Annotated in this window: 18 protein-coding genes; 8 read left to right on the plus strand and 10 right to left on the minus strand. The window is 64.9% G+C overall.

Annotated elements, in window-relative coordinates; genetic code table 11:
* Positions 1-84: 84 nt before the first annotated feature.
* The 3 genes from J8F10_RS31415 to hflK all read left to right on the plus strand — a co-directional run bounded on the left by J8F10_RS31415 (position 85) and on the right by hflK (position 4,407).
* A complete protein-coding gene (locus J8F10_RS31415) occupies positions 85-2,235 on the plus strand; it encodes an alpha/beta hydrolase family protein (protein WP_210660550.1) in 2,151 nt (716 codons plus the stop codon).
* 147 nt (positions 2,236-2,382) lie between these two features.
* Positions 2,383-3,438, plus strand: a complete 1,056-nt coding sequence (hflC, locus tag J8F10_RS31420; protein WP_210660553.1) for a protease modulator HflC — start codon at positions 2,383-2,385, stop codon at positions 3,436-3,438.
* 30 nt (positions 3,439-3,468) lie between these two features.
* Entirely contained in the window at positions 3,469-4,407 is a 939-nt protein-coding gene (gene hflK, locus J8F10_RS31425) for a protease modulator HflK (RefSeq protein ID WP_210660555.1), read from the plus strand.
* A 10-nt stretch (positions 4,408-4,417) separates the two neighbouring features.
* Here hflK and J8F10_RS31430 read toward each other — a convergent pair whose 3' ends face one another.
* The 3 genes from J8F10_RS31430 to J8F10_RS31440 all read right to left on the minus strand — a co-directional run bounded on the left by J8F10_RS31430 (position 4,418) and on the right by J8F10_RS31440 (position 9,138).
* The gene (locus J8F10_RS31430) at positions 4,418-5,038 is read right to left on the minus strand and encodes a hypothetical protein (protein WP_210660557.1); all 621 of its coding nucleotides are present in this window, start codon (positions 5,036-5,038) and stop codon (positions 4,418-4,420) included.
* A 666-nt stretch (positions 5,039-5,704) separates the two neighbouring features.
* Positions 5,705-6,538 carry a sigma-70 family RNA polymerase sigma factor gene (locus tag J8F10_RS31435; protein ID WP_210660560.1) on the minus strand — a complete coding sequence of 278 codons (834 nt, stop codon included), beginning with the start codon at positions 6,536-6,538 and terminating at the stop codon, positions 5,705-5,707.
* A gap of 722 nt (positions 6,539-7,260) precedes the next feature.
* Positions 7,261-9,138 carry a 30S ribosomal protein S1 gene (locus tag J8F10_RS31440; protein ID WP_210660562.1) on the minus strand — a complete coding sequence of 626 codons (1,878 nt, stop codon included), beginning with the start codon at positions 9,136-9,138 and terminating at the stop codon, positions 7,261-7,263.
* 273 nt (positions 9,139-9,411) lie between these two features.
* Here J8F10_RS31440 and J8F10_RS31445 point away from each other — a divergent pair, with 273 nt between their 5' ends.
* The 3 genes from J8F10_RS31445 (at position 9,412) to J8F10_RS31455 (ending at position 15,218) form a co-directional block, all read left to right on the plus strand.
* Positions 9,412-11,004 carry an ABC transporter permease gene (locus J8F10_RS31445; RefSeq protein ID WP_210660564.1) on the plus strand — a complete coding sequence of 531 codons (1,593 nt, stop codon included), beginning with the start codon at positions 9,412-9,414 and terminating at the stop codon, positions 11,002-11,004.
* 137 nt (positions 11,005-11,141) lie between these two features.
* Positions 11,142-13,574: a PSD1 and planctomycete cytochrome C domain-containing protein gene (locus J8F10_RS31450; protein WP_210660566.1), complete on the plus strand. Its 2,433-nt coding sequence runs from the start codon at positions 11,142-11,144 to the stop codon at positions 13,572-13,574.
* 216 nt (positions 13,575-13,790) lie between these two features.
* The gene (locus J8F10_RS31455) at positions 13,791-15,218 is read left to right on the plus strand and encodes a DUF1501 domain-containing protein (protein WP_210660568.1); all 1,428 of its coding nucleotides are present in this window, start codon (positions 13,791-13,793) and stop codon (positions 15,216-15,218) included.
* A 59-nt stretch (positions 15,219-15,277) separates the two neighbouring features.
* On the opposite strand, the gene J8F10_RS31460 is transcribed toward J8F10_RS31455, so the two are convergent.
* Positions 15,278-16,381 carry a YncE family protein gene (locus J8F10_RS31460; protein WP_210660570.1) on the minus strand — a complete coding sequence of 368 codons (1,104 nt, stop codon included), beginning with the start codon at positions 16,379-16,381 and terminating at the stop codon, positions 15,278-15,280.
* Between the two features lie 206 nt (positions 16,382-16,587).
* Between J8F10_RS31460 and J8F10_RS31465 the strand changes: the two genes are divergently transcribed.
* The gene (locus J8F10_RS31465; RefSeq protein WP_315854193.1) at positions 16,588-18,384 is read left to right on the plus strand and encodes a sulfatase-like hydrolase/transferase; all 1,797 of its coding nucleotides are present in this window, start codon (positions 16,588-16,590) and stop codon (positions 18,382-18,384) included.
* Positions 18,385-18,489: 105 nt separating this feature from the next.
* Entirely contained in the window at positions 18,490-19,959 is a 1,470-nt protein-coding gene (locus J8F10_RS31470; RefSeq protein WP_210660572.1) for a glycosyltransferase family 2 protein, read from the plus strand.
* Positions 19,960-19,978: 19 nt separating this feature from the next.
* On the opposite strand, the gene J8F10_RS31475 is transcribed toward J8F10_RS31470, so the two are convergent.
* The 6 genes from J8F10_RS31475 to rfbF form a co-directional block, all read right to left on the minus strand.
* A complete protein-coding gene (locus J8F10_RS31475) occupies positions 19,979-20,746 on the minus strand; it encodes a cephalosporin hydroxylase family protein (protein WP_210660574.1) in 768 nt (255 codons plus the stop codon).
* Complete coding sequence (locus tag J8F10_RS31480; protein WP_210660576.1) at positions 20,737-21,660, minus strand: NAD-dependent epimerase/dehydratase family protein; 924 nt, start codon at positions 21,658-21,660, stop codon at positions 20,737-20,739. Before J8F10_RS31480 ends, J8F10_RS31475 begins: the two co-directional genes overlap by 10 nt.
* Positions 21,657-22,190 (minus strand): dTDP-4-dehydrorhamnose 3,5-epimerase, encoded by a 534-nt coding sequence (gene rfbC, locus J8F10_RS31485; protein ID WP_210660578.1) that lies wholly within the window; start codon positions 22,188-22,190, stop codon positions 21,657-21,659. Before rfbC ends, J8F10_RS31480 begins: the two co-directional genes overlap by 4 nt.
* 184 nt (positions 22,191-22,374) lie before the next feature.
* Positions 22,375-23,625, minus strand: a complete 1,251-nt coding sequence (locus J8F10_RS31490; RefSeq protein WP_210660580.1) for a class I SAM-dependent methyltransferase — start codon at positions 23,623-23,625, stop codon at positions 22,375-22,377.
* The gene (locus J8F10_RS31495; RefSeq protein ID WP_210660582.1) at positions 23,622-24,608 is read right to left on the minus strand and encodes an NAD-dependent epimerase/dehydratase family protein; all 987 of its coding nucleotides are present in this window, start codon (positions 24,606-24,608) and stop codon (positions 23,622-23,624) included. Before J8F10_RS31495 ends, J8F10_RS31490 begins: the two co-directional genes overlap by 4 nt.
* Entirely contained in the window at positions 24,605-25,372 is a 768-nt protein-coding gene (gene rfbF / locus J8F10_RS31500; RefSeq protein ID WP_210660584.1) for a glucose-1-phosphate cytidylyltransferase, read from the minus strand. The genes J8F10_RS31495 and rfbF overlap by 4 nt, the downstream gene beginning before the upstream one ends.
* Positions 25,373-25,494 lie beyond the last annotated feature (122 nt).

The raw sequence follows: 25,494 nt of genomic DNA on the forward strand, positions 1-25,494 counted from the left end.
AATGGAGGGGCCAAAACCGACCCGCGCTCTTTCTCCCCTTCCTTTGAGGGAGGGGTTGAGGGCCGGTCTCTTCGAGGTTTCCTCATGCTCTCGCGCCGCGACGCTCTTGCGCTTCCTGCTGCCGCCGGCCTCCTGTCGTCTCGCCCCTTCCTGCAATTCGCATTTGCCGCCGACACCGAAGATCCCACGAAGGTGTTCACCGACGGCAAAAAGCCGACCGACGCGCGCCTCGGCGCGCCGAAGACGCTCAACGATTACTTCCCGTTCGTCGTGCCGAAGTCGAAAGAGGCGTGGGAAGCGCGCCGGAAGCAGCTCCGTGAACAGTTGCTCGTCGCCACGGGCCTCTGGCCGCTGCCGGAGAAGACGCCGCTCAACGCGACCGTTCACGGCAAGATCGATAAGGGCGATTACACGATCGAGAAGGTGTACTTCGCCAGCACCCCGGGCCACTACGTGTGCGGGAACCTGTACCGACCGGTCGGCCCCGACTCCAGCAAACCCGCGAAGTTCCCCGGGGTACTGTTCGCACACGGCCACTGGGAAAACGGCCGGCTCCATGATGCGGGCGAAAAGGCCGGCAAAGCGAACGTCGATGGCGGCGGCGAACCGGACATGGATCGCGGTCGGTACTTCCTGCAGGCACTACCGGCGACACTCGCGAAACTCGGGTTCGTCGTGTTCCACTACGACATGGTGGGCGTCGCCGATAGCACCGCGATCCCGCACGGGAAGGGCTTCGCGGATGCCGAAGGCGAACTGCGACTGCAAAGCGCGATGGGCCTCCAAACTTGGAACAGCGTTCGCGCGCTTGACTTCCTCGCGGGGTTGCCCGACGTGGACACCACGCGCCTGGGCATGACCGGCGCGAGCGGCGGCGGCACGCAGACGTTCATGCTCGCGGCCATTGATGACCGACTCGCGGTGGTGTTCCCCGCGGTGATGGTCAGTACGGGGATGCAGGGCGGGTGCGTGTGCGAGAACTGTTCGCTGCTCCGCGTGAACACCGGTAACGTGGAAATCGCCGGGTTGTTCGCGCCCAAACCCCAGGCCATGAGTGCCGCGAACGACTGGACGAAGGAGCTGATGACAAAAGGCTACCCCGAACTCCAACAGCTTTACGGGCTGTACGGGGCGAAGGACAAAGTTGCGGCAAAAGCGTGGCTCGAATACGGTCACCAGTACAACGTCCACGCCCGCGAAATGATGTACGCTTGGCTCCAGAAACACCTTCAGGGCAAGGGCGAAACAGTGAAGGAGCCGGCGTTCAAGCCGGTCGCGCCGACGTCGGGGTTGAGCGTCTTCGACGACAAGCACCCGCGCCCGAAGGACGAACTCGGCGCGAAGGCACTCCGCGAAGTGATGGCGAAAGCCAGCGATGAGCAAATCGCGAAACTCACCCCGAAGGACGCCGAGAGCCTGAAGGAGTTCCAGCGCGTGGTGGGGACCGCACTGCAGATGATGGTGAACAGCGAACTACCCAAGGAGATCGCGGTTCGGACCGGACCACTGGAGTCGAAGGGCGACGGTCACACCGTTCACCGCGCCGTGTTCGGTCGCAAGGATGAGAAAGACGCGGTGCCGGCGTGCGGCGTGATCGGAGCGAAATTTACCGGCGACAGGGTCGCGATCTGGCTGCACCCGCAGGGGAAAGCGAGTCTCTTCGAGGGCGGTAAAGTCGCACCCGCGGCGAAGTCGATCACCGATGCCGGTGTCGCGATCCTCGCCCCGGATCTGCTCGGTACCGGCGAAAACAGATTCCCGAAATCGTTCCCCGTGGACAAGGGCTTTGCGGGTTACACACACGGCTACAACCGCACGCTGCTCGCCAACCGCGCCCACGATGTGCTCACGCTGATCGCGTTCGGCCGGTCTAACCCCGCGTGGAAAACGCTGTATCTCGTCGGATGGAACGAGTTTGGCCCGGTTGCGATTCTCGCGAAGGCGCTGGCCGGCGACGCGGTCGCGAAGACCGCGGCCGACATGAACCAGTTCAAGTTCGAGGACATCAAGGACACAGCCGATCCGATGCTGCTGCCCGGCGCGGTGAAGTACGGCGGGCTGGGCGCGTTCCTCGCACTGTGCGCGCCGGGCGAGGTGCTCGTTCACAACCACAAGGGCACCGGGAGCGGTCAAGTGTCGCGCGCCGCATACGAGGCCGCGGGCGCCGGCAAGAATCTGACCCGCAGTGCCGAGAAGCTCGAACCCGCGAAGGTCGTTGAATGGTTGGTGAAGTAACGGAGAAGAACCCTAACCTCTCCCCTCCCTTCTCTTAAGAAGGAAAGGGAGAACGACTCCCGCTCGCTGGTGCCGGCGGTTTACTCGATCGCACCCCGCATCAACTCCTCCTCCCTGAAAAGGGCGGGGAGGTTCTGGAAAGCCCGTATGCGCCGCTCCCTCATCGTTGTCGCGTTGCTCCTCGTCGGGCTGTGGCTCAGGTCCGCGTTCTTCGCGGTGGACGCGGCCGAGTTCGTGTACGTCACGCGGTTCGGCCACGTCGAAGCGATCCACGACGGCGGAACCAACGCCGGGTTGCACGTCAAGGCCCCGTGGCCCATCGATTCCGTGCTGCGCATGGACCGGCGCGTGCAGTCGTTCGACCTGCCCGCGGTCGAAGCGCTCACGCGCGACCCCGTGACCCGCACCGTCGACAAGACGCTCGCGGTCGATGCGTTCGTGACGTGGAAGATCCCCGATACCGAATCCGCGGACCGGTTCGTGAAGACCGTCCGCACCCCCGAACAGGCCCAGAAGATCCTCGGCCCGCTCATCAACGGGCGCCTCGCGGCGGTCATCAGCACGATGCCGATCGAAGACCTGATCGGGGTGACCGACACACAAACCACGCTCTCCGCGGTCACCGGCGGGTGGGTCACTGCGCTATCCGAATCGGCGTTCCGTACCGATGATTCCCGGCTCATCGACGAGCGGAACGAGCGCGTGCGCCGGCGGTTGCTCGGCACGGAAAACTTGCACGGCGGCCTCGCGAACCCGACGGACGACATCCGCACGAAGGCCCTCAGCGAGTACGGCATCCAGGTCATCGACATCCGCGTGCGCCGGTTCAGTTACCCGAACGCCGTGCGCGGGAGCATCGCAGAGCGCATCCGCAGCGAGCGCGCGAAGAAGGTGGCCGATTACGAGAGCGACGGCCGCAAGCGCGCCGCGGACATTACCACCGACGCCGACCGCGCGGCTCGCATCATCGAAACTGATGCGAAAGCCCAGAAGACCGTGATCGAGGGCCAAGCCAACGCCGATGCCGCCCGCATCCGCGCCGCAGCCTACGCCCAGGACCGCGAATTCTACCTGTTCCTGGAACAACTGCGGTCCTTCCAGGCGATGCTCGCCGACACCCGCGACGTGCTCTTGCTCACCACCAAGCACCCGCTGCTACGGATCATTCAAGGGCCGCCGACCCCGGCTCCGGCGCCGAAATAGGGTCGCCCGATCGCGCTCGTCAGGAGAATCATGTTCCGCGCACGCTACATCCTCGTTCTGGCGCTCGGCGCGTACCTCCTCACCGGCGTCTACCAAGTCGCGCCGGACGAACGAGCCGTCGTTCGACGGTTCGGGGAGGTCGTTGCGCGCCCGGGGCCGGGGCTCGGGTTCGGGTTGCCGTGGGGCATCGATCGCGTGGACCGCGTGCCGGTGCGCACGGTGCGGCAACTGCGCGTGGGTTACGACTCCGAAGCCGCGAACGACATGAGCACGCCCGTGGGTCAACTGCTCACGGGTGACCAGAATCACGTGAACGTGCAGATCGTTCTCGATTACGCCATCGGAGAAGCGGACCAGGATCTCGACGACTACGTGATTCACCGCGAACTCGTCGATGCGATGCTCGCCCGGGCGGCAGAAGCCGTTGCCGGCGAGTGGGTCGCGGGGCGCACGGTCGATCAGGTGCTGCTCACCGGGACCGGGATGCTGCCCGCGTGGGTCATGGACCGGCTCACGGAACGGCTCCCCGAACTACGACTCGGTATTCGCGTGCAGCGCGTGAGCGTGGCCCTGATCGCACCGCCGGACGAAGTGCGGTCCGCGTTCGAGGCCGTCACGCAAGCGCAGACCGCGATTCGCACGAAGGAGTTCCAGGCGCAGCAGGAGCGCGACCAGCGCTTGCGGCAAGCCGACGCGATCCGCTACCGGCTCGGCCAAGAAGCAAGCGAATACCGCGAGTCGCAACTGCGCCTGGCGCACGCCGACGCGACCGAGTTTCTTGCACAGCTCGCAGCGTTCCGCGACGTGCGAATGGCCAACCCGGACGCGCTCGCGTTCCTGTGGTGGGACGAGATGCGCCGAACGATGGTCGCGATGAAGACCCGCGGCGGGAAGGTGCGCCCGCTCGACCACTACCTCCAGAACGGCGAACTCAACATCACCGAGTTCGTCCCGCTCCCCAAGCGGTGATCCCGCGCTGTTACTCGCGCAACAACAGCGGCTTGCGCTCACTCTCGGTCAGCGCGCCGCTCACAACATCGGCTCGCGCCGCAGCGCGTTCGGCGCCGGCCGCGTGGCGGTTGCCGGCCCGGGCGTGAGCTTCGGCCAAGTATACCCGCACGCGCGAATCTCCCGGCCTCTGCTCTTTTGCTTCCATTAGTGCCCGAAGCGCCTTGCACAGCATCTCCTCGCAAAACACGTCATCGCGTTTGGAATCGGCGTCCTGCTCTCTCACGAGCAAAAGCAGCCCGACGCCGCGATGAAACGCTTCACCGAACCGGTCGCGGGTGTTGACTGCGATCTCGCGCAATTTGATGTGCGCGGTCACCAGATGCGATTGCAACGCACTCGGACCAGCTTGTGCGTCTGCGACGAACTGTTCGAGGTGGCACTTCGCTTCGGGATAAGAGGCACCACGCAAGTACAACTCCGCGAGTTGGAACCGGAACATCGGCTGGTCCGCGTGCCGCCGAACGTACCCTTCGAGATGAGTCGCGGCGCCGAGGTGGTCGTCGCGTTCCAAGCACTTCGCGACGTGGACCAGCGAATCATCTTCGCCCGGGGCTTGGGCGGAAGTGGACGCCCCACCTGCACTTGGCACAGGTCTTTCTCCCTCTTCCTTCTTAGGGAGGGGGGACGGGGGCATAGGTTCTGCCTGTAACCCCTCCCCAACCCCTCCCCTAAACGGAGAGGGGCTTAAAACCGGCGCTTGTGATGTGGTGCCTGTCGCATTTGATTCTGTTCCCCCTTCATTTTTAGGGAAGGGGGTTAGGGGGTTAGGTTGCCTTCGCTCCTCTGCCTGCCCCGCGCTCGCTGGAACTGGTGGCGGGTTCTGCGGCGCGCGCAGGGACTCGCACCCGACAACGATAACAGCGAGCACCAATAATAGCGCAACCCGCATCGCCGATCCTCCGGTGTCACGGGAAGCATCGACGGCGCGGGTTGCGCGGGTTCACGCAGTCCGGGGGACTTGGTGAAACGCGGCGCGAAAATAGGAAGCTTGTGTGTGTTGTACCTCCTGCACCGCGCGAACTGTCAAACGTCTCGACACGCAACTCAACACGGGTGCCGCCCATCCTCGGCCCCCTGCGCGAGCACGCGGAACGTTCACGAACACCCGCGGCCCCTCAACCACAGATGTTAACGGAATGGTATTCGCCCGATCACATAATGTCAATATGTCAACTATCGCATTTCTCGCCCTGGAAAACGAACACGGGCGGCGCACTGAAGCACACCGCCCGCGTCGGTTCCGTTTACCCGATTGTCAGTTACTGAGATCCTCGCCGAGTTTCGCCAGCGCTTCGCCCTCGATCTGCCGGACGCGCTCGCGGGTCAGCCCCAAGCACTCGCCGATTTCTTTGAGGGTCTTCGGCTCTTCGTCGTTCAGCCCGAACCGCATGCGCAGCACCGTCGCTTCGCGCGGGTCCATCTTGTCGAGGAGCACCAGCACCTGCTTCAGATCGTCGGTTTCCACCATTTCGGTGTCGGGCGTCTTCGCGCGGTTGTCCATGAGCATCTCCTCGATGCTCCACCCGGCTTCGCCCTGGTCGGCTTGTGGCGCCGCGTTGTACACGCGGATCGCCTTCTTGATGATGTTCAGCTTCTTCTTCGGCAGGCCGAGCAACTTGGCGACCTCTTCGTGGGTCGGCGGGCGGCCCAGTTCGTCGCTGAGCTTGTTGGTGGCCCGGCGCCACTTCGCGAGCAGTTCGACCATGTAGGCCGGGATGCGGATCGTTTTCGCGGTGTTCACCAGCGCGCGCTTGATGCTCTGCTTGATCCAGTAGCTCGCGTAGGTACTGAACCGCGTGTTCATCGTGGGGTCGAACCCCTCGACCGCGCGGAGCAGCCCGAGGTTCCCCTCTTCGATGAGGTCCTGGAGGGCCAGCCCCTTCCCGGTGTACCCGCGGGCGATGTTCACCACCAACCGCAGGTTGGCGCGCACCATCTGGTCGCGGGCCTCCGTGTCGCCCACACCGATCGCGCGGGCCAGGGACTTCTCCTGGTCGGCCGTGAGCAGCGCGGTTTCGTTGATCTCGCGGAGGTACGTTTCCAGCGGGGACTGGACCACGTCCGGGCGGTAGCGGCGGAGTCGCGACATGGTATCGAGCATCCTGTCTACAAAAGGGCCGGCATTGGTCGCGGTCTGGCGAGTCCGCATGGCGCCCGACTGAGGGGCGCTGGGCCGTTCGGGGCGATGGTGAGTCGCTCACGGACGAACCCGCAGAGACGTATCGACCGCTGAAACAATAACCTGGATAAACGCACTGGTTGAACGCCCGGACGAGGGGGATTTCGGGCGTTGTCGAGCGAACTACAGCCACAACCCGATCGCCGCAACGAATCGTTACGGCCGGTACAACCGGGGGAGGTCGTACATTGTCATCGGGGCGCCGACCGACAGAACCGGATGGGATGGTTCCGCGGCCGTACCAAGATACATTTTCCTCCGGCGCGAGTTCAACACTATTTTCCGGCCGGAGCGGATACGAGTCTTATTCCTCCAGCACCGAATCGTTATCGGGTTGCCACTTTAAGACCGCTCGGTTCGTGAAAAAGTTTCCGAAAGTCAACCGCGATTTCTCCGCTACTGACCTCCGGCGTCGCGAAGTACGACGGTGGCCGGAGCTTTACACGCGGGGCAGAAAAACGCTAACTCGGCGCTCGCCGCTACCCATTTCGTAAACCCAATTCGCGACACTGGACCGCCAAAAATCCGCGCAACCGGCAAAAAGAAACCGGCCCCGACAGTTCGTCGGGGCCGGTGGCACGGATTCGTTTCTTGCGGGCGGGCCAGCGCAGAGCCGGCCGCCCGCAAAAACATCACTCTTTCTTGTCGCCCGGGAGTTGGAACAGCGGGCCGGCAGCGCCGGTGCCGCCGCGAAGCCCTTCCTTCTCCTTCTCTTTTTCCTTGGGGGCTGCTTCCTTCTCCTTGGTGCCGCCTTCCTTTTCCTTCTTGGCTTCCTTCTCGCGGGTGGCTTTGAGCTTCTCCTCCATAGCCTTTTCCGCTTCCGGCCCTTCGATCGGAAGGTCCTGGACGTCGTCCGGGACGGTGTTGTCGTCGACGTTCTTCATCGACAGACCGATCTTGCGGTCCTTCGCGTCCACGCGGAGCACCTTCACGTCCACGTCGTCGCCGACCTTCACCACCTCTTCCGGGCTCTCGATCTTGTCGTCGGAGAGTTCGGAGATGTGGAGCAGGCCCTCCAGCCCCTCTTCGAGCTGCACGAACACGCCGAAGTTGGTGAGCTTGGTGACCTTGCCCTGGACCTTCTGGCCGGGCTTGTAGCGGCCCGGGATGTCGGTCTCCCACGGGTCGTTGCCCATCTGCTTGAGGCCCAGCGCGACCCGCTTGCGCTCCTGGTCGACGCTCAGCACCACGCAGGTGATCTTCTGGCCCTTCTGGACCACTTCGGAGGGGTTGGACACCTTCCGCACGTAGCTCATGTCGGAGACGTGCAGGAGGCCGTCGATTCCCTCCTCTATTTCAATGAAGGCCCCGTAGTTGGTGAGGTTCCGCACCACGCCGGTGATGATCGTGCCGGTCGGGTACTTCTTGGCGACCTCGCCCCACGGGTTGCTCTGGCACTGCTTCATGCCGAGCGAGATTTCCTTCTTGTCGTGGTTGATGTTCAGAACCTGAACCTCGACCTTGTCGCCGATCTGGACCAGTTCCTTCGGGTCGGCGATGCGCTTGACCCACGACATCTCGGAGATGTGGACCAGGCCCTCGATGCCGGGCTCGAGCTTCACGAACGCCCCGTAGGGCATGATGTTGACCACTTCCCCGTTGTGGCGGCTGTTGATCGGGTACTTGGCCTCGATGTTCTGCCACGGGCTCGGGGTCTTGTGCTTCAGCGACAGCGCGATCTTTTCCTTCTCGCGGTCGATGTGCAGGATGTACACTTCGAGCGACTGGTCGATCTGCACCACGTCGCGCGGGTTGGTCACGCGGTGCCAGCCCATGTCCGTGATGTGGAGCAGGCCGTCGATCCCGCCGAGGTCCACGAACGCGCCGAACTCGGCGATGTTCTTGACCACGCCGGTGCGGATCTGGCCGATTTCCAGTTCGCCGAGCAGCTTGTCCTTCTGGATCTTGCGCCGGTCCTCGATCAGCTTGCGCCGGGACACGACGATGTTGCGGCGCTGCTCGTCGATCTTCAGGATGACGCACTCGATGGTGCGGTCGATGTACTCGTCGATGCTCTGCGGGCGGCGGATGTCCACCTGCGAGGCCGGCAGGAACACGTTCACGCCGATGTTGACGAGCAACCCGCCCTTGATCTTCTTGAGCACCTTTCCGGCGACCACGTCGCCTTCCTTGTGCTTGGCGAGGATCGCGTTCCATTCCTTCTGCCGCTTCGCTTTGCGGTACGAAAGTTGGATCGTCCCGTCTTCGCTCTCGGCCGTCTCGAGCAGCACCTCGACGACGTCGCCCGCCTTGGGCGGCGGCCCCTCGTTCCCGTCTTCCTTCCACTCGTCGATCTTGATGACGCCTTCGGACTTGTACCCGATGTCGATCACGACGTCGTCGCCGCGGATCTCGAGCACCTTACCGGTGACGATCTTGTTGGCTTCGTAGTCCTGCTCGGGACTCTGGATCCATTCCGTAATGGCTAGGTTGAAGTCGTCATCGCTCTGGCCGAGGTCAATGTCTTCTGGCGAGGGCTCGAACTGACGGAGGAGGTTACGGTTGACCATAGTGTAGGGGAGGCGGATGGCCCGGTCCGGTCTCGTGAGAAAACGGTGGGCTGGGGTTAAAGGTTGCTCCACGTCCGGCGAACTTGACACAGTTCACATGCTGCGGGAATGAAGTTGGGGAATTGTATCGAGCGTTCAGCATTCGCAACAGGGGGGATTCTGAAACGATGGTGAACACGATCGGGGCGAACAAAATCGTTAGCGCCTTGCTGTCGTCCCCGGATTCTGGTCTTTTGTCTGGATTGATCTTTCACCCTCTGCCGTCAAGGTTCCATGAACCTCGTTCAACTGCTCAAATTCGCCCTCGGGGGGTTGTGGCGGCAAAAGGTGCGCACCGCGCTCACGCTCGTGGGCGTGAGCGTGGGCACCTGCGCGCTGGCGTTCAGCGTGTCCCTGGGATTGGGGCTGCGCGCGTTCATCGACACTGAGTTCAAGGGGCGCGAGGACTTCTGGCGCGTCGTGGTCCGCGTGGACGAACCGCCCCCCGACGAGAGCACCATCCCGCCCGATAAGATCGTGGTGCGCGGCTCCATGTCCGACGAGCGCCGGGCGCGCATCCGCGAAGCCCTGGTCGATCGCTACCAGAGCACCCGCGCACCGCGAGCAGCAAAGTTACTCACACCGGACAAACTCGACGCGATCGCGCACATCCCCGGCGTGGCCGAAGTGCGCACGTACCGCACCGGGGACGGGCGCTTGTGGATCGACACCTCGGAGAAGCCGGCCGGCGCGCTCAGTGTCAGCGGCCGGCTCGACGAACTCGCGCCGCGGCTCCTCGTGGGCCGCGTGCCCGCCTCCCCGGACGCCGAGGAAATCGTGGTGTCCGAGTACGTGCTCTACCAACTGGGCATTCACGACGACGCGGACATTGAGGGCGCGATCGGTCGCGTGGTGAAACTCGACGTCGGCGGAGTCAGGCAGAACCCGTCACTCGCGCTCGCCCGGGCGCTGCTGGGCCAGCGCCCGCCGGAGGAACTCACGCGCGGGCAGATACAGGTACTGGAGAAACTCACGGCCGCGCTCCCGAAGAAGATCGGCGCGTTCGACCTCAGCGCCGCGGAGCAAATTGAGCTGCAAAAGCTGCTCGTGCCACCGACCGAGCCGAGCGAGGACCGGCCGGGCGAGTCCGGCAAAACCGCGAGCGGTACGTTCCGTATTTGTGGCGTCGTGCGCCGACTCACGCGCGAGGAGCGCAAGAAGACGACTCCACTAGACTCGTGGGAACTCAGCCAGGGCGACGTGTTCCTCCCTCCAACAACTGGCGACCGACTCTTCGGGAAGCTCCCGTGGCAAAAGGAAGGTGGGTTCTACAGTGCCGACGTCCGCGTGACGCCCGGCGGTGATTTGCCCGGCACGGTCGCGCAGATCGAAGCCCTCGGCTTTCGCACGCACAGCGGCGCCAAGTGGTTCGCGGCGGCCAAGCGCGAAGTCACTCTTATTGCGGCCGGGCTGAACCTGTTTGCTCTCATCGCACTGTTCGTCGCTTCCGTCGGAATCACGAACACACTCGTGACCAGCGTCGTGGAGCGCACGCGGGAAATCGGCATCTTGCGGGCGGTCGGCGCGACGCGCGGACAGGTGATGGGGCTGTTCCTTACGGAAGGCGCGCTGATCGGCTGTGCGGGCGCGGTGTTCGGGCTGGCTCTCGCATTCGGCTTAACGATTTGGGCGGACAAGTGGGTTCAAAGTCTGATCGCGGGGCAGATGGACGGGCAGAAGATGCTCTCCACCACGATCTTCGTGTTCCCGGCGTGGCTGTGGGCCGTATCGGTGTGCTTCGCGGTCGCCGTCACGACACTCGCGGCCCTCTACCCGGCCCGGCGCGCGGCACAAATCCACCCCATTGAAGCGCTGCGGTACGGGTGAAGTCGAGTTGCGGACTCGTTTTAAGTGCGCTGCGGTCGACGCGATTCTGTCATTTCCTTGAATAAGGGGCGCGCATCGTTTAGCCTGGGCTTCGCCCGCCCGCGCTCGCACTCCCGCCCCCATCGGAACGCTCTCCAATGCGGTTCTTCCTTTCCCTCATTGTTCTGGCCCCGGGTTTGGTCCGCGCTGCGGAGCCGGTCGATTACCGCAAAGACATCAAGCCGCTGCTGCAAGAGCGGTGCTACGCCTGTCACGGCGCGCTCGCGCAGAAGGGAAAGTTGCGCGTCGATAGCGGTGCGAATTTGCTGAAGGGCGGGGCGATCGTTCCCGGGAAGCCCGGTACCAGCGAACTCGTTCTGCGTGTTGCGTCCGACGACGAGGCGCAGCGAATGCCGCCGGAAGGCCACCCACTCAAGCCGGAGCAGGTCGCGAAACTGAAAGCGTGGATCGAGCAGGGCGCGAAGGTACCGGCGGACGATGCGCCCGAGCCGGACCCGCGCGACCACTGGGCGTTTCGGGCGCCGATGCGCCCCAAGTTACCCCCAACTGCCGACCGCAAGGCGCAAAGTGGGAATCCGATCGATGTGTTTGTGGCGGCACAACTTCAGAAGCGCGGTCTTACCCCGGTTCAGCCCGCGGACAAGCGCGTGCTTCTGCGCCGCGTGTATCTGGACCTCATCGGCTTGCCACCCACCGCGGAGCAAACCGAAGCCTTTGTGAAGGACGTTTCTCCCGGCGCTTACGAGAAGGTGGTCGATCAGTTGCTCGCGTCACCGCAATACGGCGAGCGCTGGGGGCGCCACTTCCTCGACATCTGGCGCTATTCCGATTGGTGGGGGCTCGGGGCCGAACTCCGCAACAGCCAGCGGCACATCTGGCACTGGCGCGACTGGGCCATCGAGAGCTTCAACGCCGATCTCGGTTACGACGAGATGATCCGGCAAATGCTCGCCGCCGACGAACTGTACCCCACCGACCCGAAGAAGCTCCGGGCCACGGGGTACCTCGCGCGCTCGTACTTCCTGTTCAACCGCACGTCGTGGCTCGACGAGGTCGTGGAGCACTCGGGTAAGGGCTTCCTCGGGCTGACGTTCAACTGCTGCAAGTGCCACGACCACAAGTACGACCCGATCAAGCAAACCGACTACTACCAGTTCCGCGCGATCTTCGAGCCGTACCAAGTGCGCACCGACGTGGTTCCGGGTGAACTGGACGTGACGAAGGCCGGCATCCCGCGCGTGTTCGACTGCAATCCCGATGCGAAGACCCCGTTCCACATTCGCGGCGACGAACGCAACCCCGACAAAGATCGCGTGGTGCTTCCGGGGCTGCCGCAATTTCTCGCGGCCGACGGGTTGAAGGTGACACCGGTGAAGCTCCCGCCAGAAGCGCACGAACCGCTTCGTCGGGCGGAGATCGCCGCGCTGTACTTGAAGGCGGCCGAGGCGAAGGTCGCGGCCGCGATGGACGCGCTGACGAAGGCCGGGGCCGCGAGCGCCGAGCGCTCCGCGTTCCATGCGTGGCGAATGCTCCACCCGCTCGCCGCGCACGCCACTGCTGTGAAGGAGCTGGCGCAGCTATACGCGGCCGTCGCGGATCCGGCGAAGGCGCTCGCGGCCTACCGCGGATCGGTGAAGAGCGCCGAATCGAACGTGGAGAGCGCCGAATCGCAGGCCCGGCCGTTCCCCGGTACGAGCACCGGGCGCCGAACCGCGCTGGCGAACTGGATCGCGGACGGAAAGAACCCGCTGACGGCCCGCGTCGCGGTGAACCACCTGTGGTTACGGCACTTCGGCGCGCCTCTCGTGCCCAACGTGTTCGAGTTCGGCCGTAAGGGAGCGCTGCCGTCGAACCCGGAACTGCTCGACTGGCTCGCGTGCGAACTGGTCAACCCCCAGCACAAGATCGGGGATAGCGCGAAGCCGTGGAGCTTCAAGCACCTGCACAAACTCATCGTGACAAGTAACACGTATCGGCTCTCTTCGTCCGCTGCGAACGCGGACGCGAACGTGAAGCTCGATCCCGAGAACAAGTACCTCTGGCGGATGAATTCGGTTCGTATGGACGCGAACATCGTTCGCGACAGTCTGCTCCATCTGGCCGGTGTCCTCGATCTCACGCAGAGCGGCCCGCCGGTGCCGATCCCGCAGCAGGAAGCGTCACAGCGCCGATCGCTGTACTTCTTCCACTCGCACAACGAGCACAACAAACTGCTCGACATCTTCGACAACGCGAACGTGCTGGAGTGCTACCGGCGCAGTGAGAGCATCGTACCGCAACAGGCACTCGCGCTGTGGAACAGCAAGCTCGCGCAAGCGACGGCCGCGAAGATCAACGACCAACTCCACGCGCGCCTCAAGGACGCCGATGACGCGCGCTTCGTGGCGGCCGCGTTCGAGACGGTTCTGGGCACGTCACCCACAAAGGATGAACTCGCGACGTGCCTGGAGGCGCTCACGGAACTGCGTGCCGCGCTCAAGGACGCGAAGGAGCCCGAGAGGGGCAAATATGCCCGCCTCCAGGTGGTCCAGGCGCTCATCAACCACAACGATTTTGTCACCGTAAGGTGACACCGCGTTTTGTAGCCCCGGTAGGGGCGACAGATGGTAGCCAGGGGTGGAGCGAAGCGCAACCCCTGGCGGACGCCCCGAAACGCAAATCCGGTGGCCGACGTGCGACGTTTGCCGTTGGTCCGCGACACCCGCCAGGGGTTGCGCTTTGCTTCACCCCTGGCTACTCGCCCGTGCCCCATCCGGGGCTCAAAAACTAGTTCACACGGTGTCCTTATGAACCGCCGCTCGTTTTTTGCTGATTCGTTCCGAGGTTTCTCCGGTCTGGCTCTCGCGGCCATGCTTCACAAAGACGGGTACGCGACGGAAGACAAGTGGGTGCCGCCCGACGGCAAGCCGCACCACGCCCCGAAAGCCAAGTCGGTCATCTGGCTGTTCATGAACGGCGGCGTCTCGCACATGGAGACGTTCGACCCCAAGCCCGCGCTCACGAAGTTTGCCGGGAAGACCATCAAGGAGTCACCGGTCCCGGACGCGCAAGACCCGGAGAAGCTCAAACTCGCGCGCGTTACGGTCATTAACGATGCAAACGGTCAGCAGCGGAACAAGCTCTACCCGTTGCAAGTCGGCTTCAAGAAGTACGGCAAAAGTGGCACCGAACTGAGTGACTGGCTGCCGCACACGGGATCGTGCATCGACGACATCGCTCTGATTCGGTCGATGTGGACGACCGATGACAACCACGGGGCGCAAACGCAGTTCCACACCGGCCGGCACATGCTCGACGGCGAGTACCCGACGCTCGGCGCGTGGGTGCATTACGGACTCGGCACGCTCAACGAGAACCTGCCGCAGTTCGTCTCGATGGGGTTCCGCGAATACTGGAACATCAAGGACGGCCACTACCTCGGACCGGCCCACGACGCGGTGCCGATGCGCGTCGACCCCGCGAACCCGCTGGATTACGGTAAGCCGGAAGTGCCTGTGACGGCGGCCGAGCAGAAGGCTGGGTTCGCGCTGTCGGGCAAACTGAACAAGCTGCGCGAGAAGCAGTACCCCGGCGACGCGGCCCTCGACGCCCGCATCAAGAGCTACGAACTCGCGTTCCGGATGCAGAAATCGCTGCCGGAGGTGCTCGACTTCGCGAAAGAAACTGAGGAGACACAAAAACTCTACGGCCTCGATCGACCCGAGACGAAGGCGTTCGGGATGCAACTACTCGCGTCGCGCCGGCTGGTAGAGCGCGGCGTGCGGTTCATCCAAATTCAGCACGGCGCGGGCGGGGCCGGGGTGTGGGACGCGCACGGCGGGCTGAAAGCCAACCACGCGAAGAACTGCCTCGCGGTCGATCAACCGATCGGCGGGCTGCTCAAAGACTTGAAACGCACCGGGCTCCTGAAGGACACGATCGTCGTGTTCTGCACGGAGTTCGGGCGCACGCCGGGCACCCAGGGCAGCGACGGGCGCGACCACCACATCTACGGCTTCAGTACGTGGATGGCCGGCGGTGGGTTGAAGGGCGGGATCGTTCACGGCGCAACGGACGAAATCGGCTTCCACGCGGTCGAGAACCGGCACTACGTCACCGACGTCCACGCGACGATCATGCACCAGTTGGGGCTCGACTCGCGCAAACTCGAAATCCCCGGCCGCAAGCGCCTCGACATCGATCACGGGAACGTGATTAAGGAGATTTTGTCGTAGCCGAAGGCCGCGGCGAGCCGGGTAATCACGGAACCGAGGGCGGCCGGCTCGCCGCTCATTTACTTCTTTGGGAGGGCGTTTTTGAGCAATTCTTGGTCCTGCTCGCCGAGTTCCAGAGGGTGAAAACTTATGGTCGTCTGGGTGCCCGAGTTAACAAACTGCACGATTTTTGTTCCGTTGATCGCGTACAGTATCTGTGCCGGCTCTCCCCCGGGCGCCTTGATGGACGCCTTCTTCGCGAGTGACTTGCCGTCGAATACGTTCAATTGGTTACCGCGCTTGACCACAACTCCCAGGTTCAGGACCGGGTGAAAGGACACCGAATACGGGTACGCCCCGCACTCCACTTCTCCGATCATCGTCTTCATGTCTGATGTGTCGAATACGGCGACGCCGTAACTCTTTTTCTGTTTGATTTTTGATGCCCATCCGCCGCCCCCGGCCATCGCGATCTGCTTGCCGTCCGCACTGAGGGCGATGCCCTTACCGTTGAGCGCGGCGTTGTCTTGGACCGCGGCCAGTTTCAGCGCCGCGCCGTCCACAGCGAACTTCAGCATGATCGCCCGCGACTCGGCGACCTCCAGCGGCACTTTCGTCTTTGCGTCCGGCCCCTGTTCAATGACGAGTTGCTCGGAGATCGAGGCCCGGATTCCGGTATACACGAACTTCCCGTCCGTCTGGTCGACCACGATCATCTGGCCACGGGCCTTCGTCTTGGTCACCTTGCCGCTCTCGGCGTCGATCGCGAACACCTCACCGGCCGCGTTGGTGGCGTAAAGTAACCCCTTGGTAGAGTGGCAGGCCAAGTTCAGGATCGGTTCACCGGCGATTTTGAACTGTTTCTTCACCTTGCCAGTTTCCAAATCAAGAGCGTGGATCGTGCCGGCGCCTTTGGTACTGGCGAACAGCGACTTACCTTGGACGGCTAGCGCGAGCGGTTTGAAGCTCAGCGTGACCTTTTTGGTTTCTTTCTCCGTTTCGGTGTTTATGTACAGGAGCTCGCCCTCATTCGGGGCCGAGAGAATGAGCGTTTTCGTATCGGGCGTGAGTACCGCGGCGGCTGCGGGCGCGGCCTTTAACTCCGCGGCTCGTGCCGCAGAGGGCGGGCACGCGGTCAAGAGCGCGAAGAGCAGCTTCTGGATGGGAGGGGGGCGTAATAACATTGAGCGAGCCTCTAAATGCGTTGACGATTCGATCAAGTCACTGTTTACGTCGCGATCAGTAGAGATTGCCCGCCCGTGGCTGTCAATGAAAAATAAACTTGGCCCGTGCAAGCAATGTGAGTGCCCCCACATTGCTTGCACGGGCGTGTCCTCTCGGTTACGCTCCGGGTTCGCCACTGGGAACCTTAAATAGCTCCGGTGAACTCGTGCTGCGCTCAATTTTGCTCGCCGCGTGCCTCTGTAACTCGTCTCTCGTTCTTCGAGCTGCCGACAAACCCAACGTCGTGCTGATCGTGATCGACGATCTGGGGCAGCGCGATCTCGGGTGTTACGGGAGCACGTTCTACAAGACGCCGAACATCGACTGGATGGCGAAAGAGGGCGTGCGCTTCACGGACGCTTACGCCGCGTGCCCGGTGTGCTCACCGACGCGGGCTAGCATCCTGACCGGGCGGTATCCGCAGCGCGCGGGCATCACCGACTGGATTCCCGGGCGCAAGGACAACTCCGATCAGCGCCTCAAGCGCCCCGAAATTCGGAACGAACTTCCGCTGGAAGAAACGACCATTGCGAAGGCGCTCCAGAAGGACGGTTACGCCACCGCGCTCATCGGGAAGTGGCACCTCGGCGGGAAGGGATTCGAGCCCGAGAAACACGGCTTCGATGTGAACATTGGCGGTGACGAAACGGGCACCCCGCGCAGTTACTTCGCCCCCTTCGAGAACAAACTCGGCAAGATGCCGGGGCTGGAAAACGCGAAGGAGGGCGAGTACCTTACGGACCGGCTCGCGGCCGAGGCCGAAGGGTTCATCGAGAAGCACAAGGACAAGCCATTCTTCCTCTACTTGCCGCACTACGGGGTTCACACTCCACTCAAAGCGCCGCAAGCACTCGTCGACAAGTACAAGGCGGCGCCGACTCACGGCAAACAGAGTAATCCCGTGTACGCGGCAATGGTCGAGAGCATGGACGCAGCCGTCGGCCGCGTGCTGAAAAAGCTCGATGACCTCAAACTCTCCGACAACACGCTCGTCATCTTCACGAGTGACAACGGCGGGCTCGCGACCCTCGAAGGGATGCCGTTCGCACCCACCATTAACTCGCCGCTACGCGAGGGGAAGGGCTACCTCTACGAGGGCGGCGTCCGCGTTCCGCTCGTCGTGAAGTGGCCCGGCAAAGTCAAACCGGGTACCACGGACCAAGTGGCGTGTAGCATCGACTTCTTCGATACGATCCTGGACGCGACCGGCACGAAGAAACCGGCGAGTCTTAAGACGGACGGGGTGTCATTGCTGCGCACCGTGACGACCGGCGAACCGCGGACCCCGCGCGCGATCTACTGGCACTACCCGCACTACGCGAACCAGGGGAGCAAGCCCGGCGGCGCAGTGCGGTTCAAGGACCATAAGCTCATCGAGTATTACGAGGACGGGCGCCGGGAGCTCTTCGACGTGCGCAAAGACCCGTCCGAATCGCGCAATCTCATCAGTGATGCGCCCGCGGTCGCGAAGACGCTGACCGACGCGCTCGATTCGTGGCGAAAAGGCGTCGGCGCGAAGATGCCGACACCGAACCCGGATTACAAACCGAACCCACCAAATAAAGACGGCGTGATTACGATGCCCGCGCGGACGGCACTCGTGAGTGGAGTGATGCTCCGGTTCGAGCCGCTCCCGCACAAGAACACGCTCGGCTTCTGGGTGAACAAGGACGACTACGCGACCTTCGACTTTACGGTGGAGAGGGGTGGGGCGTTCACGGTGGAAGTGCTCCAGGGGTGCGGGAAGGGGAGCGGCGGCGCGGAGGTGGAACTCGCGGCGGGTTCCGAGAAGCTCACCTTTACCGTGAAGGACACGGGCGGGTTCCAGAGTTTCGAGGCCCGCGACGTCGGCACGCTGAAGTTCGAGAAGGCCGGGCGCTACACCATGACCGTGAAGGCGAAGACCAAGCCGGGAGTTGCGGTCATGGACCTCCGGCAGATCGTACTCAAGCCCGCGAAGTGAGGGCGGCGCGCGGTTGGGGTTGCCCGTTCGTAGGGCACCTGTTACACCCGTGTACCTGATTCAAGCGAACGGGCTGCGGGGCCGGCAGCCGCGCGGGGGTACACGATGTCCGCCGTGAAGTTTAGCGTAGTGATCCCGACGCGGGAGCGCGCCGAGACGCTCCGTTTCGCACTGCGCACGTGCCTCGACCAGACGTTCGACGACTACGAAATCATCGTCTCGGACAACTTCAGCTCACCCGCGACCAAAGCCGTCGTGGACGAGTGCCGGTCGCCGAAGGTGCGGTACGTCCGCACGGCCGAACCGGTCGCGATGAGCACCAACTGGGAGTTCGCCGTTTCGCACGCGCGGGGCGCGTTCGTCCTGCTCATCGGCGACGACGACGGGCTGCTCCCGCACGCACTAACCGAACTGGACCGCCTCGAGCGCCGGACGAACGCGCGCGTGATCCGGTGGAGCCCGGTTTACTACACCTGGCCGAACGTGGCGCTCCCGGGGCAGGGCGACTACATCGAGATGTCGTTCGGGTGCGCGCTCCGGACCCGCGACGGGAGCGACGCGATCCGCGAGGTCGCCACGTTCCGGGAGTTCTACACGGCGCTGCCGATGCTGTACAACTCGGCGGTCCACCGGGACGTGCTCGCGGCCCTGCGGGCGCGCACGGGGCGCGTGTTCGTTCACCCGGTCCCGGACGTGTACTCCGGGTTCGCCATCGCGCACGCCGCCGGGCGGTTCGCCTCGACCACGGCGCCGATGTCGATCTCGGGCCAGTCCGCGGCGAGCAACGGCATCGCGACCCTGTTCAACCGCGGGCGCAACGAGATCGACCGCGAGTTCCACGCGCTCAACGCGCGCGACGGGCTGCGGTCCGAGCCGACGGTGCCCGACCTGCCCGTGTACCCGCACGTCCCGGTCGCCGATTCCTTCGCGTTCGCGAAACGGACCCTGTTCCCGGACCTCGCGGTGGACCTGGACCGGCGCGCGCTGGCGCGGGCGTGCGTGACCGGGGCGCGCGTGTCCCGGGCCGACTGGCCCGCGGCCCTGTCTGCCATCCGCGCCTCGTTCGCGGACGATCCCGAGGCGCAAAAGTGGTTCGACGCGGAACTCGCCGCGACGCCGTACACGACCCCGCCGCGCGTGCGCCTGCGGCCCGAGCGCCTGGGGTTCGACGGGCGGCTCTTGCACCTGGACGCCGCGGCGTTCGGGGTCACCGACGTGGCCGGGGCCGCTCGGCTGTGCGAGCACCTGTTGAACTACCGGGACCAGCCGATCACGTACTCTCAGCCCGAAGACGACCGGCACGTCGCCGCGATGAAGATCGCCGACCTTAACCGCGTGTGCGACGAGCGCGAGCGGGCCATTCTTCGGGTTCACCTGTCTTCGACCGATCTGCTCCAGACCGTACACCGACTCCAGAGCGTGTGCGACGAGCGGGAAGAGATCATTCACCGGGCGGACGCCCGGACCCGCGAACTGGACCAGCAGCTTCGGGACGAACTGCGGTGGTCGCTGAAGCGCCCACTCCGGGTCGCGATGCGCTTGCTCACCGGGGCCGCTCGGCGCGTTTCGAGGTAGCGAGCACGCGGCTCGGTCCCTACGCGACCCGGCGCAGGTAGGCCGACGGCCAGTGCGTGACGTGCTGCGTGATCTTCCCTTCGTTGAACAGGAACCCCGGCTCTTCGAGCGCGAACTGTGGGTTGGCCGCCGCGAACTCGCGGGCCGCTTCAGACGGATTGTCCCACTCCCAGCCCGGCTTCGATCCCGGGCGCCCGGCCACCTGACTCATGATGCCATCGGTCGCGACGATGTACGACCCGGCGCTCACGAACTCCGCGTACAGGTCCAGTTCCGCCCGCACGTGGGCCTTCGTGTGGTTCGAGTCGAGTAGCACCAGCACCCGCTCGCCCGGGCGAACGAGTTCGCGGACCCGGGCCACCGTCGGCGCTTCGATCGAGCTGCCCTCGACGAGCGTGATGTAACCCGCGAGCGGGTGCGCCTCGATCGCGGTCCGGTTGTGCGGGCGGATCTCGATGTCCACGCCGACCACGCGGCCCCGATCGGTCGCTTTGCACAAACTCGCGTAGTAGATCAGTGACCCGCCGTGCGCGACGCCGGTCTCCACGATCACGTCCGGCTTCACGCGGTGAATGAGTTCCTGAACGCGGATCATGTCCTCGGGCAACTGGATGATCGGGCGCCCGAGCCACGTGAAGCCGTAGGTGTACTTCTGGGTCCACCCGACCGTGAGCCAGTGCTCGCTGATGAGCCGGAACGCTTCGGGGGAATCGAGCGGGTGGGCGCGCTCACCGTCCGCGGTGTGCTCGGTAACGGTCCGCGCGTCCGTGTCGATGATTAGCCGCATTTGCGTACTCCTTCGCTGCCCGTGGTGCGCCACCAGTCGACGGTTTCTCTCAACCCGCGCTCCAGGTCGGTGCGCGGGCGCCAGCCGAGTTCGTCCCGGAGCCGCCCGGCGTCGGCCACGAGAAGTGGGGGCTCGCCCGCGGGCGTCGCGCGCGCGCCGAGGCGCACCAGATCCGGCCGACCGCACTCGCGGGCCACGTGGTCGATCAGATCGCGGACCGCGACCGCGGCGCCGGAACCGACGTTCACGGGGCCGGTCAGGTCGCTCTGTGCGAGCGCCACGAGCGCGTCGGCCGCGTCCTCGACGTGAAGAAAGTCGCGCTCCTGTGTGCCCGTAGAACACGCGGCCGGCGTTCCGGCGAGCAATGCGCGCGCGACCGATGGCACCAGGCGCGAGAGGTGCTCGCCCGGCCCGTACAGGAAAAACAGGCGCGCCCGTGCGACGCTCACGCCGCGGGCCGAACCGAGCACCTCGGCCCACTTCCCGAGTTCGAGTTTGCAGCGCCCGTAGGTGGTCCGCGGGCGCGCCGGGGTGTCGCGCTCGTGGCACACGCCGCCCGTGCCCCAATCGTACTCGGCGCACGATCCGGCAACGACCGCGCGCGTTCCACCATATTGCGCGAACGTGAGAAGGATGTGCTTGGACGCTTCCGCCCAGCGGTGATTTTCCGGGGAGGTCCAGTACACGCCGGGCGTCGCGACCCATGCGAGGTGGAGCAGGTGCGTCGGCCGGACGATTTCGATCAGGCGCGCGGTCTTGTCCGCGTTCAAGAGGTCGCAGGGGTGGAACGACACGCCGGTGGGAACCGCACGGGCAGTCCGGGCCGTCGCGTGGACCTCGAAGTGGTCCCGCGCGAGGCGCACCGCGGGCGCGCCGACGAACCCCGTCGCGCCGGTAACGAGCAGCCGCTTCATATCGGCAGGTCCGGGAATGACAGGTCGCGGGGGGCGATGATCCGCTTCGCGCACGCGGGCCACGTGATGCCCAGCGCCGGGTCGTCCCAGCGCGCGCCGCGCGCCGCGTCCGGGACGTAGAACGCGGACATCTGGTAAAACAGTTCGGTGCCGTCGGCGAGCGCCTGGAACCCGTGCGCGAACCCGCCGGGGATGTACACCGCTCGGCGGTTCTCCGCGGTGATCTCCACGGCCACCCATTTCCCGTATGTCGGCGACCCGGGGCGCAGGTCCGCGACCACGTCGTGGGCCGCACCGCTGGTGCAGCGCACGAGCTTCACCTCTTCGTGCGGAGCGGCCTGCCAGTGCATCCCGCGGAGCGTGCCGGCCTTCGCGTTGAACGACACGTTGCACTGCGCCCAGTCGGTACAGAGCCCGTGTGCGGCGAACTCGTCGCGGCAGTAGGTGCGCGCGAAGAGCCCGCGGTCATCGGCCTTCGGCTCCGGCTCGATCACGAACACGCCCGGTAATTCGGTGGGGAGAAATTGCATGGTCACGTGAGTGATAAGAATGCGCCGCGGATCACGCAGATAACGCAGATTAATGCACGAAAGAAATTAGGCGAATTAACTGGGCGGAACCGCTTCGAGCTAACCCCGTCTTTTGGTCTCATGTTGTTCATGTCTTGATCTGCGTTATCTGCGTGATCTGCGGCGCCTTTCTTCCGTACCCCACTCACGCGACGCGCGGGAGAGGTACGGGCAGGATGAACCGGCCGCCGCGGTTCTGGTACTCGGCCTGCTGCTTCAAGATCTCGTCCGCGAAGTTCCACGTCAGCAGCAGCGTGTAGTCCGGCATGTCTTCGAGCAACTTCTCCGGCGCGTGGATCTGGAGCCGCGTGCCGGGGGTGAACTTACCCTGTTTAACGGTGCTCCGGTCCACGATGAAGTCGAGCGTTTCGGGGCCGATGCCGCAGAAGTTCAGGAGCGTGCTGCCCTTCGCCGATGCGCCGTATGCCGCGATCCGCTTGCCCCCAGCTTTCAGTTGCTTCAACAGGTCGCGTAGGCCGTGCTTGATCGCCGCGACGCGCTCGGCGAACGCGCGGTACGGCTCGAACGTGCCCACGCCCCACTCGGCTTCTTCGGCCAGCAGGTCCGTGACGCGCGGCGACACCTCGCCGGTGCTCGCGGCCGGGGCCGCGAACAGCCGGAGTGAGCCGCCGTGAATCGGCACCCGCTGTACGTCGCGGATGACGAGGTCGTGTCGGCGGAAGCACGCATCGAGTGCGGTGAGCGAGAAGTAGCAGAGGTGCTCGTGGTAGATCGTGTCGAACTCGCAGTGGTCGAGCATGTCCTTCACGTAAGGCGCTTCGATCACCGCGACGCCGGTCGGCTTGAGCAGCGTGCGGATGCCGGCGACGAACCCGTTCAGGTCGGGAACGTGCGCGAGGACGTTGTGCGCGTGGAACACATCGGCGCGGTACCCTTCGCTGACCAACTGCCGCGCGTACGCGCGGCCGAAGAACTCGGCGCGCGTCGGGATGCCGTGGCGCTCCACCGCGGTGCGGGCGATGTTCCGCGCGGGCTCGATCCCCAGAACGCCGACTCCGGCGCGGGCGTAGTTCTTGAGCAGGTAGCCGTCGTTGCTCGCGGCCTCGGCGACGAGGCTCTCGGGTCCGAGATTCTCAGCACGAATCAGTTCGTGCGCGAGTTCGGCCGCGTGCCGGAGCATCGTGTCCGAGAAGGACGAGAAGTACACGTAGTCGCGGAACAGGTCTTCGGGGGGCACCTCGGCGGTGATCTGCACCAGCGCGCACCGGGGGCACACCGCGAGGTCCAGTGGGAAGGTCGCTTCGGGCGCGCCCAGCTCGTTCGCGCCGCGGAGGGCGTTCGCGAGGGGCGTGTTGCCCAGCGAGAGCACCGGCGCGAGCGGGGCGGCCCCGCACGACCGGCACGACGGGAGGGTACCAGTGGCGGTCGCGGTCACGCGGCGTTCCTCGTCGCCAGGAAGTTTCCGTACCAGGGCACCGTTTTGCGCAGCCCCTCGTCCAGGGTGAACAGCGGGTGCCAGTCCAGGCGCTCGCGCGCCTTTCGCGCGCTCAGGCTCTGGTGCTTGATCTCGTGACTCGCTTCGTTGCGCACGTCGGGCGTCAGCCGCGAACCCGCGAGGTCGAGGAGTTTTTGCACGAGGTCGAGAACGGTGACCTGTGTCTCGTTCGAGAAGTTGAACGCCTCGCCGTGCAGGGACGGGTCGGCGGCCATTTTCTCCGCGAGCATGAGGTACGCGGCGGCCCCGTCTTCGACGTAGAAGTAGTCGCGGACGTGGCTCCCGTCGGAGCGGATCACGGGGCGCTCGCCGCGCTGGATCGAGCGCATCGTTCCGGGCACGATGCGGTTCCAGTTCAAGTCCCCGGGGCCGTAGAAGTTGCCGCACCGCGTGATCGCGACCGGGAGGCCGTAAGTGGCCGCGTAGGACTGCGCGATGAGGTCGGCGCACGACTTACTCACGTCGTAGGGGTGCCGGCCCCGGAGCGGGGTCGTTTCGTCGTAGGGCAGCTTCTCGGCGTCGCCGTAGGCCTTGTCCGACGACGCCAGGACGATCTGCTTCACGCGCGGGCTGCGGCGGCACGCCTCGAGCAGCGCCCACGTGCCCGCGATGTTGCTCTCGAACGTCGCGACCGGGTTCCGGTTCGCGACCGGGACCAGCGTTTGCGCCGCGAGGTGGATCACGGTGTCGATTTCGTACTCGCCGCACACGCGCTCGAGCAGATTCTGGTCGCACACGTCCCCGCGCACGGTCTTCACGTGCTGGGTCAGCCCGCCGCGCACCAGTTCGCTCTCGGGGACCCAGTCGCGCACGAGGCACGTGACGTCCGCTCCGGCGCGCAGCAACCGGCGCACGACCCAGCCCCCTACGAGGCCGGTGCCGCCGGTCACCAGCGTCGGCCGGTCCTGCCAGAACCCGCTCATGCGGCCCTCCACGGCGCGCGGCCTTCCTGCCACAGTGCTTCCAACTGCCGCTTGTCGCGGAGCGTGTCCATGCACTGCCAGAACTTGGCGTGCTTGTACGCGGCCAGTTCGCCCTCGGCCACGAGGCGCGGGAGCACGTCGTGCTCGAAGCTCTCGTCGTCGCCGCCGATGTAGTCGAGTACCTTCGGCTCGAGCACGAAGAACCCGCCGTTGATCCACCCGTCGCCGGTCTGCGGCTTCTCGGCGAACGCGCTCACGAGGTCGCCGTCGAACACCAGCTCGCCGAACCGGGCCGGCGGGCGCACCGCGGTCACCGTGGCGAGCTTGCCGGAGTGCCGGTGGAACCGGAGCAGCGCCTGGACGTCCACGTCGCTCACCCCGTCGCCGTAGGTGAGCATGAAGGTGTCGTCGCACACCCACGGGGCCGCGCGCTTCACGCGCCCGCCGGTGTTGGTGTGCAGCCCGGTGTCGAGGAGGTGAACGGTCCAGTCCACGTCGACCGGTTCGTGGTGCGTGACCTCGCCCCGCGCCAGGTTCACCGACAGGCTGCCGATGTACCGCGAGTATTCGACGAAGAACCGCTTGATGATGTCGCTCTTGTACCCCAGGGCGACCACGAACTCGGTCACCCAGTGGGCGGCGTAGTGGCTCATGATGTGCCAGAGGATCGGGCGCCCGCCGATTTCGACCATTGGTTTCGGTCGCGTTTCGGTTTCTTCGGCGAGTCGGGTGCCGAGCCCTCCGGCGAGAATGACCGCGCGCAATGCAGCTCCGCCGTCCTTGACGGAATGGGTGTCTGTCGTAAAGAGTCGGCAAATTTACCCCGTTTGCCCCAGCGCCCGCAAGCCCGACTTGGCTACACTCGCTTGTCGGCCCGGGCCGCCAC

It is taken from the genome of Gemmata palustris, from assembly GCF_017939745.1.
GTDB classification, from domain to species: domain Bacteria; phylum Planctomycetota; class Planctomycetia; order Gemmatales; family Gemmataceae; genus Gemmata; species Gemmata palustris.

Excerpts from the sequence above, each read along its gene's own strand:
- J8F10_RS31415 (WP_210660550.1), top strand. The coding sequence starts at position 85 with ATGCTCTCGCGCCGCGACGCTCTTGCGCTTCCTGCTGCCGCCGGCCTC.
- hflC (WP_210660553.1), top strand. The coding sequence starts at position 2,383 with ATGCGCCGCTCCCTCATCGTTGTCGCGTTGCTCCTCGTCGGGCTGTGG.
- hflK (WP_210660555.1), top strand. The coding sequence starts at position 3,469 with ATGTTCCGCGCACGCTACATCCTCGTTCTGGCGCTCGGCGCGTACCTC.
- J8F10_RS31435 (WP_210660560.1), bottom strand. The coding sequence starts at position 6,538 with ATGTCGCGACTCCGCCGCTACCGCCCGGACGTGGTCCAGTCCCCGCTG.
- J8F10_RS31440 (WP_210660562.1), bottom strand. The coding sequence starts at position 9,138 with ATGGTCAACCGTAACCTCCTCCGTCAGTTCGAGCCCTCGCCAGAAGAC.
- J8F10_RS31445 (WP_210660564.1), top strand. The coding sequence starts at position 9,412 with ATGAACCTCGTTCAACTGCTCAAATTCGCCCTCGGGGGGTTGTGGCGG.
- J8F10_RS31450 (WP_210660566.1), top strand. The coding sequence starts at position 11,142 with ATGCGGTTCTTCCTTTCCCTCATTGTTCTGGCCCCGGGTTTGGTCCGC.
- J8F10_RS31455 (WP_210660568.1), top strand. The coding sequence starts at position 13,791 with ATGAACCGCCGCTCGTTTTTTGCTGATTCGTTCCGAGGTTTCTCCGGT.
- J8F10_RS31460 (WP_210660570.1), bottom strand. The coding sequence starts at position 16,381 with ATGTTATTACGCCCCCCTCCCATCCAGAAGCTGCTCTTCGCGCTCTTG.
- J8F10_RS31470 (WP_210660572.1), top strand. The coding sequence starts at position 18,490 with ATGTCCGCCGTGAAGTTTAGCGTAGTGATCCCGACGCGGGAGCGCGCC.
- J8F10_RS31475 (WP_210660574.1), bottom strand. The coding sequence starts at position 20,746 with ATGCGGCTAATCATCGACACGGACGCGCGGACCGTTACCGAGCACACC.
- J8F10_RS31480 (WP_210660576.1), bottom strand. The coding sequence starts at position 21,660 with ATGAAGCGGCTGCTCGTTACCGGCGCGACGGGGTTCGTCGGCGCGCCC.
- rfbC (WP_210660578.1), bottom strand. The coding sequence starts at position 22,190 with ATGCAATTTCTCCCCACCGAATTACCGGGCGTGTTCGTGATCGAGCCG.
- J8F10_RS31495 (WP_210660582.1), bottom strand. The coding sequence starts at position 24,608 with ATGAGCGGGTTCTGGCAGGACCGGCCGACGCTGGTGACCGGCGGCACC.